This is a genomic window from Acinetobacter sp. YH12039 (assembly GCF_013420015.1).
Taxonomy (GTDB): domain Bacteria; phylum Pseudomonadota; class Gammaproteobacteria; order Pseudomonadales; family Moraxellaceae; genus Acinetobacter; species Acinetobacter amyesii.
Genome location: NZ_VOZA01000003.1, coordinates 82,873 through 100,206, shown reverse-complemented (window position 1 = coordinate 100,206; position 17,334 = coordinate 82,873). Strand labels below are relative to the sequence as shown.

Annotated in this window: 17 protein-coding genes and 1 pseudogene; 4 read left to right on the top strand and 14 right to left on the bottom strand. The window is 41.1% G+C overall.

Translation table 11 applies throughout. The features are described from left to right. Window positions 1-37: 37 nt before the first annotated feature. The 4 genes from FTT98_RS02540 to FTT98_RS02525 form a co-directional block, all read right to left on the bottom strand. Window positions 38-904: a type II secretion system protein N gene (locus FTT98_RS02540; RefSeq protein ID WP_180012118.1), complete on the bottom strand. Its 867-nt coding sequence runs from the start codon at window positions 902-904 to the stop codon at window positions 38-40. Continuing rightward, window positions 904-1,647: a type II secretion system protein N gene (gspN, locus tag FTT98_RS02535; RefSeq protein WP_180012120.1), complete on the bottom strand. Its 744-nt coding sequence runs from the start codon at window positions 1,645-1,647 to the stop codon at window positions 904-906. Before gspN ends, FTT98_RS02540 begins: the two co-directional genes overlap by 1 nt. Before the next feature lie 167 nt (window positions 1,648-1,814). Continuing rightward, on the bottom strand, window positions 1,815-2,141 hold the full coding sequence (locus FTT98_RS02530) for an H-NS family nucleoid-associated regulatory protein (protein ID WP_180007248.1): 327 nt from the start codon (window positions 2,139-2,141) through the stop codon (window positions 1,815-1,817). A gap of 142 nt (window positions 2,142-2,283) precedes the next feature. Then, entirely contained in the window at window positions 2,284-2,469 is a 186-nt protein-coding gene (locus FTT98_RS02525) for a hypothetical protein (protein WP_373685116.1), read from the bottom strand. An 84-nt stretch (window positions 2,470-2,553) separates the two neighbouring features. Between FTT98_RS02525 and FTT98_RS02520 the strand changes: the two genes are divergently transcribed. Further along, window positions 2,554-3,522: an IS30 family transposase gene (locus tag FTT98_RS02520; protein ID WP_180171125.1), complete on the top strand. Its 969-nt coding sequence runs from the start codon at window positions 2,554-2,556 to the stop codon at window positions 3,520-3,522. A gap of 73 nt (window positions 3,523-3,595) precedes the next feature. Here the strand turns inward: FTT98_RS02520 and FTT98_RS02515 are convergent, their stop codons facing one another. From FTT98_RS02515 to FTT98_RS02490, 6 genes and pseudogenes are all read right to left on the bottom strand, one after another. Next, complete coding sequence (locus FTT98_RS02515) at window positions 3,596-4,789, bottom strand: heme biosynthesis protein HemY (protein WP_180041300.1); 1,194 nt, start codon at window positions 4,787-4,789, stop codon at window positions 3,596-3,598. Window positions 4,790-4,795: 6 nt separating this feature from the next. Beyond that, a complete protein-coding gene (locus FTT98_RS02510; RefSeq protein ID WP_180041302.1) occupies window positions 4,796-5,638 on the bottom strand; it encodes a hypothetical protein in 843 nt (280 codons plus the stop codon). Beyond that, on the bottom strand, window positions 5,635-6,414 hold the full coding sequence (locus tag FTT98_RS02505) for a uroporphyrinogen-III synthase (RefSeq protein ID WP_180041304.1): 780 nt from the start codon (window positions 6,412-6,414) through the stop codon (window positions 5,635-5,637). Before FTT98_RS02505 ends, FTT98_RS02510 begins: the two co-directional genes overlap by 4 nt. A 3-nt stretch (window positions 6,415-6,417) precedes the next feature. Continuing rightward, window positions 6,418-7,335, bottom strand: coding sequence for a hydroxymethylbilane synthase (gene hemC / locus FTT98_RS02500; RefSeq protein WP_218950642.1), 918 nt, complete (start codon window positions 7,333-7,335; stop codon window positions 6,418-6,420). A gap of 95 nt (window positions 7,336-7,430) precedes the next feature. Continuing rightward, on the bottom strand, window positions 7,431-8,171 hold the full coding sequence (locus FTT98_RS02495) for a LytTR family DNA-binding domain-containing protein (protein ID WP_180012128.1): 741 nt from the start codon (window positions 8,169-8,171) through the stop codon (window positions 7,431-7,433). Window positions 8,172-8,224: 53 nt separating this feature from the next. Continuing rightward, a pseudogene (locus FTT98_RS02490) lies at window positions 8,225-9,378 on the bottom strand (sensor histidine kinase). On the opposite strand from FTT98_RS02490, the gene argH reads away from it, so the two are divergent. Next, the gene (gene argH / locus FTT98_RS02485) at window positions 9,369-10,799 is read left to right on the top strand and encodes an argininosuccinate lyase (RefSeq protein ID WP_171263765.1); all 1,431 of its coding nucleotides are present in this window, start codon (window positions 9,369-9,371) and stop codon (window positions 10,797-10,799) included. The pseudogene FTT98_RS02490 and the gene argH overlap by 10 nt on opposite strands. A gap of 27 nt (window positions 10,800-10,826) precedes the next feature. After that, the gene (locus FTT98_RS02480) at window positions 10,827-11,096 is read left to right on the top strand and encodes an oxidative damage protection protein (protein WP_078190466.1); all 270 of its coding nucleotides are present in this window, start codon (window positions 10,827-10,829) and stop codon (window positions 11,094-11,096) included. A 1,011-nt stretch (window positions 11,097-12,107) separates the two neighbouring features. On the opposite strand, the gene pgsA is transcribed toward FTT98_RS02480, so the two are convergent. From pgsA to uvrC, 3 genes are all read right to left on the bottom strand, one after another. Further along, a complete protein-coding gene (pgsA, locus tag FTT98_RS02475) occupies window positions 12,108-12,695 on the bottom strand; it encodes a CDP-diacylglycerol--glycerol-3-phosphate 3-phosphatidyltransferase (RefSeq protein WP_180054240.1) in 588 nt (195 codons plus the stop codon). A 104-nt stretch (window positions 12,696-12,799) separates the two neighbouring features. Further along, window positions 12,800-13,594, bottom strand: a complete 795-nt coding sequence (locus tag FTT98_RS02470) for a thioesterase family protein (protein ID WP_180176954.1) — start codon at window positions 13,592-13,594, stop codon at window positions 12,800-12,802. A 136-nt stretch (window positions 13,595-13,730) separates the two neighbouring features. Next, entirely contained in the window at window positions 13,731-15,530 is a 1,800-nt protein-coding gene (gene uvrC / locus FTT98_RS02465) for an excinuclease ABC subunit UvrC (RefSeq protein WP_180042078.1), read from the bottom strand. Window positions 15,531-15,708: 178 nt separating this feature from the next. Between uvrC and FTT98_RS02460 the strand changes: the two genes are divergently transcribed. Next, entirely contained in the window at window positions 15,709-16,755 is a 1,047-nt protein-coding gene (locus FTT98_RS02460) for an AAA family ATPase (RefSeq protein ID WP_180042070.1), read from the top strand. Window positions 16,756-16,808: 53 nt separating this feature from the next. Here the strand turns inward: FTT98_RS02460 and FTT98_RS02455 are convergent, their stop codons facing one another. Continuing rightward, entirely contained in the window at window positions 16,809-17,222 is a 414-nt protein-coding gene (locus FTT98_RS02455; RefSeq protein WP_180042072.1) for a PH domain-containing protein, read from the bottom strand. Window positions 17,223-17,334: the final 112 nt, after the last annotated feature.

The following is a 17,334-nucleotide window of genomic DNA, read 5'->3' as shown; positions in this document are numbered from 1 at the left end:
CCTGTGTTTCCTAACCCTATAAAGTGATGAAACATCACTAAAAATCCTGTTGTATGGTCATCACTTGATCACCACGTTTGACTTCAAGTTTCACCTGCCCTTCACGGCGGGCTTGTTCTAATAATTGCGCCTCAGATTGTCCTGCACCGACTGCCTGCCCATTTAAAGACATAATGCGGTCACCCGGTTGCAAACCCAATTTATTTCTCAAGGCAGCAGGTGTTCGATTTGAAATCTCAAACCCACCATTACCTGATGGATTCACCCCCATTTCCTGCAGATATTGCTCACGATTTTCTGTCATGCGTTGTACGGCCTGACCAATCGCGGACTGCGTCGTGCCTTGCCCTGAATTTGCAGGATTAGCTGCATTTTGCATGCTGTTATTTTGCAAAGATCCGCCTGATGTTGCATTGGCTGTAGGGACAATCGGTTGATCTAATCCGTTTTCAATACCTTGGAACGCTAATTCACGCCGTGCACCATTACCCTGCGTTAAAATCACCTTATCCCAATAAACTTCAGCCAGTTGATATGATGAACCTTGAATGGTTTCTCCAACCAAGTAGCGATCTGAACTCTCATTGACCTTAATCACTGCCGACGAGTAGCGACTTGGCTGTCCAACCACCACACCTTGTAACACCATATTTAACTGCGCGTCAGCTGCTGAACTGCGGTTTTCCTGAAACAAGGCAAAAGAGCTAATATTAGGAACTTGCGTTTGCTGTGAACCCAATTCAACTCGGTCTAACTGCATGGCTTGTGGCGGTGCAATCAATAACCAAAATAAAGCGGCTAACTTCCAGCACAGGTACAAAATTATTAAAGCCAAGACCACAGGTGCAAGTCGATCTGTTTGCTTCCAATTGATCTCGCGGATTTTTTCGAAATAGTCAGCCATCAGTTCACCCCACTCAATAGAGGTTGACGCGAACTAATCACATACGTATCTAATCCTGCCTTACCTTCATAGGAAGCAACATTCATCAAAAAGCGCTGGGTTAATTGCACATCCAACATGAGGTCTGGCTCAAGTGATAAATTCATCATCTTTTGTTCGCGTTGATCTCGAACATCAATCGACAATTTGCCATTATCATCTTTTAATTGAGCTAACATGGCAGGCACATTCATTGACTCTTGACGCTGTGCAAAGCTAAAGGATAAATCCCCACCTGCCCACTGCATCTCGCCTAATGACTGACTAAATCCCTGTTGTGGCTTATATTTAAACTGCACATCTTTTAATTGAATGGCATTCGTTGGCCATTGCCAATCGGCAAAACTTTTTAAAGTTTCAGGGGCAATTTGACCCTCTAAGTTTTTGATGCTGATACTTTTGCCAAAACCATACCCCATAACACCTTGCAGTTTGGTATTGCCACTATGAATTTCAACATTTGCACCCAAGCGTAATAAAATCAAGTCCCACGGGCGTGTGTTCCAGTTTAACGAGCCTTTCAAATTTCCTCGTGTCCAATCTGCTTGCCCATGCCAAATATTGCCACTGACGTTATGTAGCATTTGGTTATTTTTATAAAACTTTGTAATGAGCCACGCTGCTGGCACTTGCAGCATAACGAAAATTAAAAAACTGATCGCAGCAAAAATGAGCCACCGAATATTATTAGTTTTATTGATCATCCCACCACAACCGATCCATCAATTTTTTTCCATCATTTAAACATTTTTCTTTATAGACACATTATGCATACTTTTTCTGCATAGCCAATTCAAAGAGATAAAAAAACCAGGCATTTGCCTGGTTTAATTATCCTGAACTCAGGATATGACGATTTCATGAATTGTTCTTAAATTAAGAAGTCTTCTAGTTTCGCGCCTTTTTCTAACTCAGCCACTAACCAACGTGGTTGTTTACCACGACCAGTCCACGTGTCATCTGCATTGGTTTTGCTACGGTAACGTGGCTCAACCGCTTTACGCGTTGATTTTTTACGTTTGCTTAAACCAAATTCAAGAATTTGTTCAACGCTTAAATCTAAATTTTCTGCAATTTCAACAATACGGTTATACGCATCTTCAATCGCTTGATCTTTTTTAGATGCAATCAGTGCTTCAGCTTCTACTTGAAGCTTCTTTAACTCTTCAACTGATAAATTACTAATATCAGGCATAATCTTTAACTCCGAAATTTCATTTTAATAATGCTTATGAAAACTCGCTCATAATATTATAATAAAATTTTTATTCAATAAATAATTTTCATTTTACTACAATATTTTAACACGACTCCTTAAAATATATAAAGTTAAATTGTATTTAAATATTATTTCCCACTGAATTTTCTAAGGCTTTTATTTTGGTTTTAATATTTTCTGGAATAGAGGTTTTTTGCAGGGTCATTTTATCCACGCACACAATAACCGCATCGCCTGTTGCAACGATTTTTTGTTGCTGTTCACTCCATAATATATAACTGGCAGAGTAAAACTTGAAGTGCGACATAAACCACCTAATTAATTTAAAGGGTTTATGGAGTATATAAAATTGTCATACCATCATCTTAACTTTGAAGATCGTACTGCATTAATGCTTGAGTCAAGAAAAGAAGGCTTTTCACCCAGAAAATTTGCTGAACTCATTAAAAGACATCCTAGTACGATCTATCGTGAGCTTAAAAGAAATAGCATCAATGACGTTTATCAAGCTCAATATGCTTCTGATAACACCTTCGCTAGACGTAGACGTGGTCACAGAAAACTCAAAATCGATTCAATCCTCTGGAAATTTATTGTTGAAGCGATCCGTTGTTTATGGTCTCCTCAGCAAATAGCAAAGCGTTTAAAGAGATTTCCTGATTTGGATCAAACAATGAATGTAAGCCATACAACGATTTATTCAACGATACGAGCATTACCAAAGGGTGAGCTGAAAAAAGACTTACTATCCTGTCTGCGTCATGAAAATAAAAAGCGAAAAGCTAACGGTGAACCTAAAAAAGATTCTATATTACAGGATATTAAAACTATTCATGAGCGCCCAACCGAAGTTCAAGAAAGAAAAATACCGGGTCATTGGGAAGCCGATTTAATTAAAGGTAAAGACAATAAAAGTTCGATAGCAACACTTATTGAACGAAATACACGGCTCTGTATCTTGGCAACATTACCTGATGCAAAGGCAGAATCAGTGCGCAAGGCTTTAACTGAAGCTCTGAAATATTTACCCGCAGAACTGCGTAAAACATTGACCTATGACCGTGGACGTGAGATGTCAGAACATAAAATCCTCGAAGAAGATTTAGGCATAGATGTATATTTCTGTGACCCACATTCGCCATGGCAGAAAGGCACATGCGAAAATATGAATGGTTTAATTAGGCAATATTTACCTAAAGGGATTGATTTAAACCAGGTAGATCAGCATTATTTAAATCAAGTTGCCATGTCACTGAATACTCGCCCTAGAAAAGCGTTAGATTGGCTTACACCATTAGAGAAATTTGCTCAGCTTGTTGATTATCATAAGGCTTTTGAAACTGTCGCACCTCATGTTTGAATTCGCCCCCCCAAGCTACGTGTTGAGTATGAATCAATGAATATTGAGCTAAATCTTCTTGCATATAATATCCTTATATTCGAATTTCCATAAAATTGGCATTATTTTCAAATACTAAATTTAATTGTTTGATCAATTCATCCTGCTGATTTAAAGCTGACTTGATGCGTAAATAACTCATTAATACATCATCTGGATATAATTCTAACAATGCATCTGCTTCAGCTTGGCGTGCTGTCGCTTGGTAAATATTCCATTTTGCAAAACTAAAAACAGGCAGCGCAGGATACTTTTCTTCCCAACGTTGAATCTGCTGTTCTACAGCCACATAGTCAGGGTTTTGCTTCAGCATTTTTTGCTGGAACCACAAAAAGAACACTTCTTTGTTAAATTGCTGTTCCAGTAAATGAATAGCCAATTGCTCATGTTCCTGACTCATCTCTGGCATACGAGACAAGACTTTTAACCACAACACTTTGACCGCATATTTACGCTCTGTTATTTGATCTTGCAAATCCAAATAACGCTGCTTTAAATGCTGTAAGTCATCGACATCAGCTTGATCAAATGCAGATAATAATTGCTCCAACCAAGCTTGTTTTGTCAGCTCATCTAAATGTCCATAACGTGTCGAACGCAAATACAACCAAGGAAACTGCAACGCAAACATGCCCCATAGCGTGGTTAAACGCTGCTCATAGGCAGTGCTGACTTTTTGCAACCATGGCGATAATTCATGTTGATTCAAAAATTCGAGATGCGTTAAAGCCTTTTCACCCTCTTGTTGGGATAAATAAATTTCAATCCGTTGCAATTCTGCGAGTTCAAAAGCCATTGGATTGGTCTGAGTTAATGCATTTAATGCTGTTTCATATTGTTGCTGAATCCAATATAAACGCGCATCAATCACCCCTTTTAATAATCCAGACTCAGTAAAAGCTTGCTGAATAAAGTTTTTTTGATCTTGCGCAGCATTTAAAAGCCAAATGACAGCCAATTGTTCATAGGGATGCAGTTTATTAAAACTAAAGACTGTTTCAGATTTACGCTGCTCTCGACTTAAATAGCGTTTAACCGCATACCAAAGCATTTGCACGAACAAACTCAGTAGTGCCAGCAATAATGCTAAAAACCAAATATTGGATTGAACTTGCCATTCACGCCAGTATAAATAGACATAGCCTGCACCATGTCCAAAACTCAGCAAACTAATAATGGCAACAACCAATAAGCTAATAAATAAATAGGCCAATAAAATATGTTTCATAGTCGATTATCCTATGAGTGCCCGAGTATTTAATAGCGGTACAGAAATAACCGGAATGTCCTTTAATTGTTCTAGACGTTGGCGTATCGGTTTTAATGAAGCATCTGGCAATTGCTGCATAATTTGCATAATTTCAGTGATTTCTTGTTGAAATTGAGGATATTGTCCTTGATTTAAAACTTGCTGAGCCAAAATTAAACGTAACTGCATTTCTTTTAATACCAAGCTACGCTGCATTAATACGGGACTCGGTTGCTCGACCGATTCGACTTGAATCCATTTTTGCCAAAAAGAAAGACCCTTTTGCTGCTCTTTAGAACTATAGGGCTTTAATATTTCTTTTTCTAACAATTGATCGATCGATTGCAGGGTATTTTTCACTTTATCAGATTGCAACTGACGCTCTGTCACATATTGCTTTAAGGTCTCACGATCTTTTTGAATCACCTGATGCAAACTCATGCGAAGTGCAGGTGCCAAGCTCAACTGATCTAATTGTTGGTCTAATTGGTTTAATTTTTCCAAAGCGACAGCAAATTGTTGTTGCTGCATGGCAAATTCAACCAAATCAAGTTGCTGGCCCACAACCATCATTGGCTCAATGCTATGGGTTGCCTCAGCAGCAATCGAAGTATTCGATGTCGTTGCAGCCGCCATCTCGGTCGTTGTGCCGCTCAACTGACGTTTCAAAGCCACGACCTGATCATTCAAACCTGCATTGCGCTGTTGCAATAAAGTTTGCTGTTGCATCAGTTCGGTTTGTTGAGCATTGACTTGAAATAGGTCAAAACTGAGTTTAGCCAACCAAAGTACGGCGACAATGACCACAACGACAAACAACTTCTTCATGTATTTCCCTGCACGACTTGCACATGCTGCAATATGTGTGTCGCGTTTAAATCTTCGAGTTGAATAATTTTAAAATCTTTGTTCAGTGTTATACGACTTTGCTCAAGTAGCTCGAACAACCTTACACCTAAAACTAAAAAATGTGCATGGCGCAGTACTGATAAATGCGACTGAATCAGGTCAAGCCAATTGAGCCAACTGGCCTCACTGGTGATCAACATACAATACGGAGATGACAACTGATGTTCAGAAATGAGTGTTTTTACTTTTTGAGTGGTCTCTTCCGGTAGATGGCGTTCGTATAGCACAAAATTAAGAATCTGAATGCCACGTGCTAGCAACTGCTGCATCATAAATTGACGACCACCTTCACCGCGCCAAAATGCAACGCAAGCCCCGGCCTCCAATTGTTCTAAATGGCTTAAAGTGAGCATTCCCTCCGAGGTTTCCACCTGCGGTACGACACTGTGAATGCCATAATCAGCCAGTTTTGCTGCGGTTGCGTCACCAACTGCAACCCATTGAATATGTTCGAGCTGCTCAAGTGAAATGCCTGCCTTACGCAAACCTTGCATACCAAAGGTGACCGCAGAGGGGCTCACCACAACCAATACATCCGCAGCACTCAACTGGGCATAGCACACTGCCAATGCTTCTGACCATGCCCGCGGCTTAAGCTCAAGTAATGGAAGCTCAGCCACAGCAACACCCGCAGAGCGCAGCGTCAAGCTAAGCTGCGCTGCACGATCTGTCGGACGTGTATTGATAAAAAGCATGTATTAATACAGTGCCTTTAAAATTTCACCGGCACCTTGGGCTAACAAGTCTTGGGCCAATTTGACACCGAGCTGTTCAGCCTGTTCGGGAAGACCTACTTGCTGTGCTTTCAACAAGGTTTGACCGTCAACACTACCGACTCGACCTTCCAAATGAATCTGACCATTTTCTAAGGTTGCATAACCTGCAATCGGTACTTGGCAGCCACCTTCTAGATATGCATTAAAAGCACGTTCTGCACGTACACAAGAATTGGTCTCTGCATGCATTAAGGGCAAAATTAAATCCAATACAGCTTGATCTTGGCTACGACATTCTAGGCCCAATGCACCTTGTCCAACTGCAGGTAAACTCACAACAGGCTCAAGAGTATGACGAATACGCTCTGCTAAGCCCAAACGCTTCAGCCCTGCACTCGCCAAAATAATCGCATCATAGTTACCCGCATCGAGTTTAGATAAACGCGTACCCACATTGCCACGCAGATCAATAATTTCAAGGTCTGGACGTTGTTTTAAAATTTGGCATTTGCGGCGCAAGCTCGACGTCCCCACCTTCGCACCCTGGGGTAAATCATCAAAACTGTTATAAGTATTTGAAACGAAAGCATCTAATGGGTCTTCACGCTCACAAATCACGGCCAAGCTTAAACCTTCAGGCAAAGCCATTGGCACATCTTTCATCGAATGAACTGCCAAGTCTGCACGACCATCCAACAACGCCGCTTCTAATTCTTTTACAAATAATCCTTTTCCCCCAATTTTGGCTAAAGGGGTATCTAGAATCTTGTCACCTTGGGTCACAAAGGTCACCAACTCAACTTTCAAATTTGCATGAAGTGCTTCTAAGCGTGCACGAATATGTTCCGCCTGCCAAAGTGCAAGCGGGCTTTGTCGAGTTGCGATCTTAAGGATATTCATAAATTTTAAAATACAGTCTATAGGGCTATTATTCTAAACTTAACTTGCTCAGTTGAAAATGCAAGCTTAATTCGCAATGTGCTTTGACCCTTGCCCTATAATTTTTGTATTCGCTCACGTAAATTTGGTAAATGTCGACGGCTGACCGCCAAACGCTCTTCTAAATCTCGACAACGCACCTGATATTGCCCTGAGCTTACGACTTCCAAACCATCTAAAAAGCTCACAGACACCAAGGCATTGCGATGAATGCGTATAAAGCGATCACCAAATTCATGCTCTAAATCCTTCAGCGTTTCATCAATAAGTACATTGCCATTTTTATGCCGAACAGTGACATATTTCTGATCTGCAAGAAAATAATAAATATTTTCCACAGGGACCAGTTCTACACCACGATAAGTCTTTGCCGCGATTTGATGGCGGCTGATTTTAATTTCGTCCATATTTTCTTTTTGTTTTATCGTGCTCAATTGAGCTTGGGTTAATTTAGTTAAATGATCTAAAACCTGCTGCAATTCCTGTTGCATAACTGGTTTTAGTAAATATCCCTCTGCATTCGATTTAAATGCATCAAGTGCATGATGATCATATGCAGTGCAAAAAATAATAGCGGGCATGGGGTCTAATTCACGCAACAATTTCGCGCAAGTCAACCCATCCATTTCAGGCATTTGTATATCTAGTAAGATGACATCAGGCTCGAGGCTTTGAGCCAAGTCAATCGCTTGTTGACCATGTGAAGCTTTCGCAACCACTTGATGTCCAAGTTGAGTGACTAAACGTGACAATCGCTCTACTGCTAGAGGCTCATCATCACAGATTAGGATGTCCATTTCTCCTCCTTATCTCGTTAACGTCATTTATTTTTATTGGTCAACTGAGATTTCTATTTATATTGATATTGCACCACAGTCGTATACATCCCCTCGCCTGCGTAGGTTTGAAAAGTGACATGCTGACCATAATATGCCTCAAGTCTCTGTTTCACGTTTTCGATGGCAATACCATTCCCCTGACGTAATTTAATTGTATCCTGTGTATAGGGATTTGTAATAACGATATTAATTTGATTTTGTAATATTTCAATCAATATATTTATCGTACTCTTTGTCAAAATCTTTTCAACTCCATGAAAAATACTATTTTCTAATAAAGGTTGTAAAGTTAATAGTGGAATTTGTACTTGAGCGTATTGTTCAGTACCTTCTAGTTTCCACTCCACCTTAAGCCGATCACCTAAACGCATTTGTTCAATGGCCAAATAACGCTGACACAGATCGATCTCATCTTTGAGACTTACCAACTTCAATTCTTGAAAACTTGCACGGAATAATCGAGATAAATTCAGTAGCATTTGCTCCGCTTTATCTGGGTCAATCGCAATCAAGCTAATCACATTGTTTAAGCTATTAAATAAAAAATGTGGATGAATCCGAGCTTGCATAGCCTGAATGCGTGAGTTTAATTCACTATGATGTTGTCGACCCCACTGTTCTCTTAAATATAAATATCGAAAACAAAATGCCCCAAGTAATACCCCATAGCTCAGATTTAAAACCACACCAGCAGTTAAAACGTCTGCACTCAAACCAGCTAAACTGAAATTTTCACCAAAATAGATCAAAACATTTAAAGTTATGGTGGTGAATAACACCAAAGCTTGCAATAAAACAAACCCGCTAAACATGAGCATTTTCATGCTTAAACCACGCGTCTTGCTCTGCAAAAGCTCTGAAAATGCTGCAAATGCCAATAATATCCAGTTAATAAACAACACATGCTGCATGACACTGGAAACACTTAAGGCTTGCCACGATTGAGCTTGGGCCAAGACCAAAACCAAAGCCACAATATTGCCCGCAAGAAACAGCTCCCACAGATAGTGCCAACGGCCCATTTTTCCTGAAAATACAGAAATTGTCATAGACCTAAACCCTGTCTAAAAGTTTGATCAACTTGCCCTTCGGCAACTGGGTTCGAATTTGCTATACTCTTGCTCAGTTCTATGCTTTTTATCTTATTGAGCCGACATGACCACATCTTCTAATTCCTCAAATCCGTCACAAGCCCAAACTTCAGGCATGTGGGGCGGTCGTTTTTCCGAAGCTACTGACGCTTTTGTTGCTGAATTTACAGCATCTGTACAGTTTGACCAACGCTTTTATAAACAAGATATTGCAGGTTCAATTGCACATGCAACCATGCTTGCAAAAGTTGGCGTTCTAACTGAACAAGAGCGTGACGATATTATTAATGGCTTAAACACCATTAAAGCAGAAATTGAAGCGGGTAACTTCGAATGGCGCATTGACCTAGAAGATGTGCACATGAATATTGAGTCACGCTTGACTCAACGTATCGGTATTACAGGTAAAAAACTACACACCGGTCGTAGCCGTAATGACCAAGTTGCAACCGATATCCGTCTGTATGTTCGCGACGAAATCGATGCGATTTTAGAATTATTGAAAAAATTACAAAAAGGCATCCTAGGCTTAGCGGCGAAAAATACCAATACCATCATGCCGGGCTTCACGCATTTACAAACTGCACAGCCAGTGACTTTTGGTCACCATTTAATGGCATGGTTTGAAATGCTGGTACGTGACTCAGAACGTTTAATTGACTGCCGTAAACGTGTAAATCGCCTACCTTTAGGCTCTGCTGCACTTGCAGGTACAACCTATCCAATCGAACGTGCGTATACAGCAGAACTCTTAGGTTTCGAAGCTGTCTGTGAAAATTCATTGGACGCCGTGTCTGATCGTGATTTTGGTATTGAATTCAATGCTGCAGCATCGCTGATCATGATGCATTTATCACGTATGTCAGAAGAAATGATTCTTTGGACATCGGCTCAGTTCAAATTTGTGAACATCCCTGACCGTTTCTGCACTGGCTCTTCAATCATGCCGCAAAAGAAAAACCCAGACGTTCCTGAGTTGATCCGTGGTAAAACTGGCCGTGTATATGGTGACTTGATGAGCCTATTGACCCTGATGAAAGGTCAACCATTGGCATACAACAAAGACAACCAAGAAGATAAAGAACCACTATTCGATGCAATCGATACTGTTCGTGGCTCACTCATGGCATTTGCCGACATGATCCCTGCACTAGTGCCAAACATTGACATCATGCGTGAAGCAGCGCTACGTGGCTTCTCAACTGCAACTGACCTTGCCGACTACCTCGTTAAAAATGGCGTGGCATTCCGTGATGCACATGAGATTGTGGGTAAAGCAGTTGCTCTCGGTGTTCAAGAAGGCAAAGATCTTTCAGAATTAACCCTTGAGCAACTTCAACAGTTCTCTGACTTGATTCAGGCCGATGTCTTCGAAAAAGCATTAACACTTGAAGCATCTGTCAATGCACGTAACCACATTGGTGGTACTGCACCTGCTCAAGTTGAAGCAGCAATTGAACGCGCACACGCACGTTTAGAAAAACTTTACGCATAACTTTTTCAAGTTAAATGGAGTATTGATATGTCTCGACAAGTGTTTTGCCGTAAATATCAGGCTGAAATGGAAGGTTTAGACTTTGCACCATTCCCGGGTGCGAAGGGACAAGAATTGTTTGATACGGTATCTAAACAAGCTTGGCAAGAATGGCTAAAACACCAAACGACGTTGATCAATGAAAAACGTTTAAACGTGTTTGAAGCTGACGCGAAAAAGTTCCTTGAAGAGCAACGTGAAAAATTCTTCAGCAATGATGAATCTTTAGAAAAAGCCGAAGGCCTAAAGCCTGAGTAATTTTTAGAGCGCTGCTCTAAAAATTACGCAAGACAAGCGAAGCGCGTAGCTTCAAATCTCAAAAAGGAGTCTAAAAAGGCTCCTTTTTTTTGTGCTTAGGAGCACTGCTCCGCCACGCCGCAAAACAAGCAGCTATGCTGTGCGTAGGCTTTAATTGAAAAGAATCTCCAATCTTGGGGATTCTTTTTTATTGCTCTAAAAATTACGCAACACAAGCGAAGCGCGTAGCTTCAAATGTCATGAAGGAGTCCAAAGGGGCCCCTTTTTTGTGCTTAGGAGTACTGCCACGCCGCAAGACAAGCAGCTATGCTGCTCGTAGGCTTTAATTGAAAAGAATCTCTAATCTTGGGGATTCTTTTTTATTGCTCTAAAAATTACGCAAGACAAGCGAAGCGCGTAGCTTCAAATTTCAAAAAGGAGTCTAAAAAGGCCCCTTTTTCGTACATAGAAACACTGCTGTTATTTTGCAAAACAAAGATCAAGTCTATGTAAGCTTTAATTGGGAAGTGCCCCTTCATTACTGGAAATCTTTTATCCATTGATCAATTTTATTTAAACTTAAATAAATGAATTTATTATTTAAATAATGTTAAATGTATTTTTATCATCACATATATCGATTTTCATTGTTTAAATCCAAACAAAACCTACCAAAGTTATCGGCCAATTTGTATCAAAAATTCTTAATGTAAATTTGTGATACATTTCTCAATAAAATACAACATTACACTACAATAAACTCCATGTATTTCTAAATCTGCTTTCCTATAATAGCAATCAAGAAGATGGAAACATCTTCCATAATAGCGATAAGTAACCCCGATTTTCCTTCCCAGATTTCCCCCAAAATCTGGGAATTTTTTTATCCAAAATTTGCACTAACATCTCACATTTAACTTCAAGCTCTAATCAAATGAAGCGCTGTTCAAACTAGACAAACCCTCAATTTTTTCTAAAAGCTCGGCAATAAAAAAGCCCCGATAACGGAGCTTTTAGTAACTTACTTTTAAATCAAGGTTGTTTTAAATACGGCCATGCAGCTTTCAAATAAATAAACATCGACCATAACGTTAAAACTACGGCTGTATAGAGCAATCCATACGCCAACATTTCTAGGGGTGGCCAATTCAACAAAAATACTGAAATCGCAATCATCTGGAATGCTGTTTTATATTTACCAACGGTTGAAACCGCAACACTGGTACGCGCGCCTAATTCAGCCATCCACTCACGTAGGGCAGACACCGTGATTTCACGTGAAATAATTACAATCGCTGCAAAGGCCATCGAAATGGTCGGTTGCCATTGCACCAAGACGATCAACGCAGTTGCGACCATCAGTTTATCTGCAACAGGATCGAGAAAACGTCCAAATGCTGAAGTCTGATTTAAACTTCTTGCAAGGTAGCCATCAAACCAGTCAGTGACAGCTGCGATCACAAAAATAGCAGTCAGCAATATATGACGTGACATGCTTGCAGCATGCTCACCCACGCCCATTGCAGGTGGCCAGTACGCCACCAACAAAAACACAGGAATTAAAGCAATTCGTGCCAATGTTAAAATATTAGGAATATTCAGGATTCGACCTGTTGTCATAGACACCCCAGTTTTCCCCTCATGCACGATGAAAATGCAAAATAATTTGAGGATTTATCCATCGTTAGTTGCACTCACTTTATACGAAATGCCCCTCAGTGTCACTAGGCAAACACCGTAACAGTCTGTCGCGCAATCGCTATCAACTGGTTATTTTCATCCCATAAATGAGCATATTCTGTAGCGTATCCATCCGCTGCATAATCGGTAAATACTTTATATTTAAACCAATTATGCAAGCTTGATTGCAAGGGATGCACATAGGTTAATGTCCATGTTAAAGAACTCGCAGGTGCCATGGTTTTGTACATAGGCAGCACGCCGGGCGGCCACATATCCATCGAGACCAGTAAATCGGCTACGGTCATCTTACGGTTATCATGGCGTTCTGGATTAAAACGCATCCAACCACTAAAGTCAGGCTTTTTGCTTGCTGTAAACGGATACTGCCCATCTACCCAGGCCAAATCCATTTGCTGAAAGCACTGGGGTGCAAGTGGATGATGTTCGGCAATCTTTAAGCTGCTCACTTCAGGGAAATCGGGTGCTTGACGTTCCTGATTGACGGCAATGCTTGATTCACGTGGAACACCAAAACTCGCCAATAAAATGCTTTGTACGGCATCATCTTGCCAAAGTCGAACTTCGATGGTGGTGACGGATTTGCCCTGTCTTAAAATTTCAGTACTTAAACGCACGGGCGCCAATTGTACTGGCCCAACAAAGGTCACATTACAACTGAGTAAACGTCGCTGCGGATCGGCAATGGTGGCAACGGCTTTGTGCATCATCATGCCAGCCACTAAGCCGCCATAGATCGTTCTTCCTTGCAACCATCCTTCTGGAATCTCAACCCATTCATTGTGTTCAATATGTTGATACAACTGTGCGAGTGACATCATCATCCCTGATCATATTTTTGATTTTTATATCATTGTATAAAAATCAAATAATGTGAATGATCAGTGACTCATGCGTCAATGAGCATTTTGGCAAATTCAGACTTGATGCGTCATCGATTGGGGCTAGTTCGCTCTATTCATGCAGGATTTTATAAATGGTGCGCGCCATCACATCGCCTAATCCCGGTACAAGTTTTAAATCATTTTCCGAAGCTTTGAGTACCCCCTGAATGCCACCAAAATGGGTCAACAGATCCCGACGACGTTTTGGCCCTAAGCCCGGAATCACCTCAAGTACCGATGAGCCGCGCTTTTTATCTCTTTTCGCTCGGTGTTTGGTAATGGCAAAGCGGTGGGCTTCATCACGAACCTGTTGAATCAAATGCAGGGCTTTATGGTCTTCGGGCAATTGGATTTTTTCACCATCGGTAAAGTGCAAGGTTTCCAGACCCGGTTTACGCCCCTCACCTTTGGACACCCCGACCATAAAGGCATCGAGCTCAAGTTCTTGCATGACTTCCATCGCCATGTGTAATTGACCTTTACCCCCGTCAATTAATAGCAAATCGGGCAGCATATGCTTTTTATAGCGGCGGGTCAGCGCTTGACGCATGGCAGCATAATCATCGCCTTCGGTAATATCATTGATGGAAAATTGGCGATAGTCACGCTTTCTTGCGCCGCCCGCATCAAAGACCACACAAGACGCGATGGTTGCCTCCCCCATGGTATGAGAAATATCAAAACACTCAATACTGTCAATCGGCCGCCCAACGACTTGCTCTAACTGATGAAAGCGCTCATTCAATTCAAAATGATCAGCCAATTTACCTTTAATCGCATGTTGTACATTCATCTGTGCCAATTCTTGCCACTCTGCACGGGTTTCACGCACTTTATGTTTGATTTGAATCCGCTTTTCAAAGTGTTGGTACAACGCATCTTCCATGTCTTTACGATCTGGAATATCGACATTAATGATGAGTTCCGCAGGGATTTCGTCTGCCACCTGAAAGTAAAAATTGGCAATAAAATCTGAGAGCATTTGCCCCAAATCATCGCCCAACATGTCAGGAAAATAACTCTTTCCGCCGAGCATTTTACCATTGCGCACATGCATAATCTGCACACAGGTCACACCGGCTTGATAAGCAATGGCAATGATATCGGCCTCACCTTTGACTTTATAAATCGCTTGCTGGGTTTGTACATCACGCAGCAGTGCCATACGATCACGATAAAACACCGCCTTTTCAAACTCCAAAGCTTCGGCAGCAGCTTCCATTTTTCCAATTAACTCTTGATTGAGCTCTTTGGTGTCGCCTTGTAAGAAACGAATCGAGTTATTGACATCTTCTTTATAATCTTCGGGTGAGATCAACCCCACACAAGGCGCGGAACAACGTTTAATTTGGTATTGCAGGCATGGTCGTTTGCGCTGTGAAAAATAGCTATTTTCACACTGACGCACATTAAACAGTTTTTGCAGCACCACCAAAGTATCACGCGCGTTATAAGCACTCGGATAAGGCCCGAAAAACTTACCGGCCTGATGCTTCGCTTTGCCTCGCCCTGCGGCAATTCGTGGATAGGGTTTATCGGCTGAAATAAAAATATAGACATAGGATTTGTCGTCACGCAGCATGATGTTATAGGGCGGACGATGCAGCTTAATCAGGTTTTGTTCGAGCAATAAAGCTTCGGTTTCAGAACGCACCACCAAGGTTTCAATGTCGTAGATTCGTGCCACTAAGGCCTGTGTTTTCGGATGTTCAATGGTTTTAACAAAATAGCTCGACACACGATTTTTTAAATTCTTTGCTTTACCCACATACAGCAACTCACCGTCTTTACCCAGCATGCGGTAAACACCGGGTAGAGTCGTCATATTAGCCAGAATTTTTTCAATATGTTCGCGTGCGTTTTCGTTCACTTTTGCCTTGTTCCGTCTTCGATATTGCTCTTTGACATGATGTGATGCTTTTATCTGCATTTTCAAGCAATCCCGCAAATTTATTGTTGCTCATAGCAATGATCTGATTGTTAAAAGCTATTAATGCAAAATTCTAAATTTGCTATGCTCAAAACATCCCGCTTTAGGAACATGATGCATGACGAACGCCAATCCCGCCATCCATGTCGTACACCCGACAACTTCGACGCATAGCACTGCTGAAAAAAACCGTTTGATGGGTAAGCCGCGTTTTCATTTTGAACCGCATGACGTTATGCAACACCTAAAGCAACGGATCATTGGACAAGAAGCAGCATTAGACGAAATTGAAAAAATGCTGCATGTGGTCAAGGCTGATTTTTCCAGTCCTGAACGACCGCTCTCCGTAACCTTAATGCTTGGACCGACAGGTGTTGGTAAAACCGAAACTGTGCGTTTAATCAGTGAAGTGATTTATGGCCGACCTGATGCCTTTTGCCGTATTGATATGAACACGCTCGCACAGGAACATTATGCGGCTGCCATTACTGGCGCGCCTCCGGGCTATGTCGGTTCTAAAGAAGGCCATAGTTTATTTGATGAAGTTGCCATTGCAGGTAGTCATACCCGACCGGGCATCGTGCTTTTTGATGAACTGGAAAAAGCGTCAACCGAAGTGCTTCGCGGCTTAATGAATGTGCTGGATAGCGGAAAATTAACCCTAACCTCAGGTACAAAAACCATCGACTTTCGTAATTGTATGATCTTTATGACCAGCAATGTCGGTGCACAAGCGGCACAGCAATATCTAGATAAGTTAAATTTTTTACCCGAAAAAATACAGAAGGTTTGTCTCAAACGCGTGCCGGTCAGCAGCATTATTGAAAAAGTCATGCAACGTAAATTCGACCCTGAATTTATTAACCGTATTGACCGTGTACTGCAATATCAACCCGTTCAAGATGATGCCTTGCCCCGTTTGGTGGAGATTGAACTGGAAAAACTTAATCAACGCCTACAACATCAAAAACGCAGTATCAAACTCACAGATGCAGCCAAAGCACATTTTTATCAGAACCATGATATTCGTTATGGCGCACGACATTTAGCACGAAAAATACGGGTTGAACTTGAACCTATTGTGGCGGTGTATTTTTTGAATCATCCCGAACAAACTAAAATACACCTAGATGCACAACTTGGACAATTGGTTATTATTAAATAATTCACTGGTCTTTAAAAGGCATGCTCACATACCTTTATTCAGCATTCTTATATTTATTGGATTGGAACACCAATCGCTTTAGCAAAAGCTTGCGGATCTTTCGGTGAAACCATGACAAATTTGGTTTTGCCATCTCGAAGATATTCAATTTTTAAACGTTTAATGGAAAGCGCAGGTGCCGCAGACAAATCCTGACTTGCACTGATGCGTTGGATATCCTGCAAAGGAATTTGCCAACGTAGAAACATGCTACGGACGTTTAATTCTGTAGCGGAAATTTGATAACGTGTATTGAATATTGGCCACCACAGCAGTAATACCGTTAAAATATACACCGCGGTATGAAGAGGATATTGCTGCATCGTACCTTTGGCTTGCATGGTGAGTAATAATTGAATGAGTAAACCGCTCATACAAACAATAAATGCCACCACCCACCAATCTTTTTTTGAACGAAAAACTTGCATCTTATCCCCCATCAACTGCTTTTATTCTATACAAGATTTTGCAGGATGCATCTGCTATTTCAGCTTTTATTTTTGCAGGAAATAAGCGTATTTATCACATTATTTTCAAGAA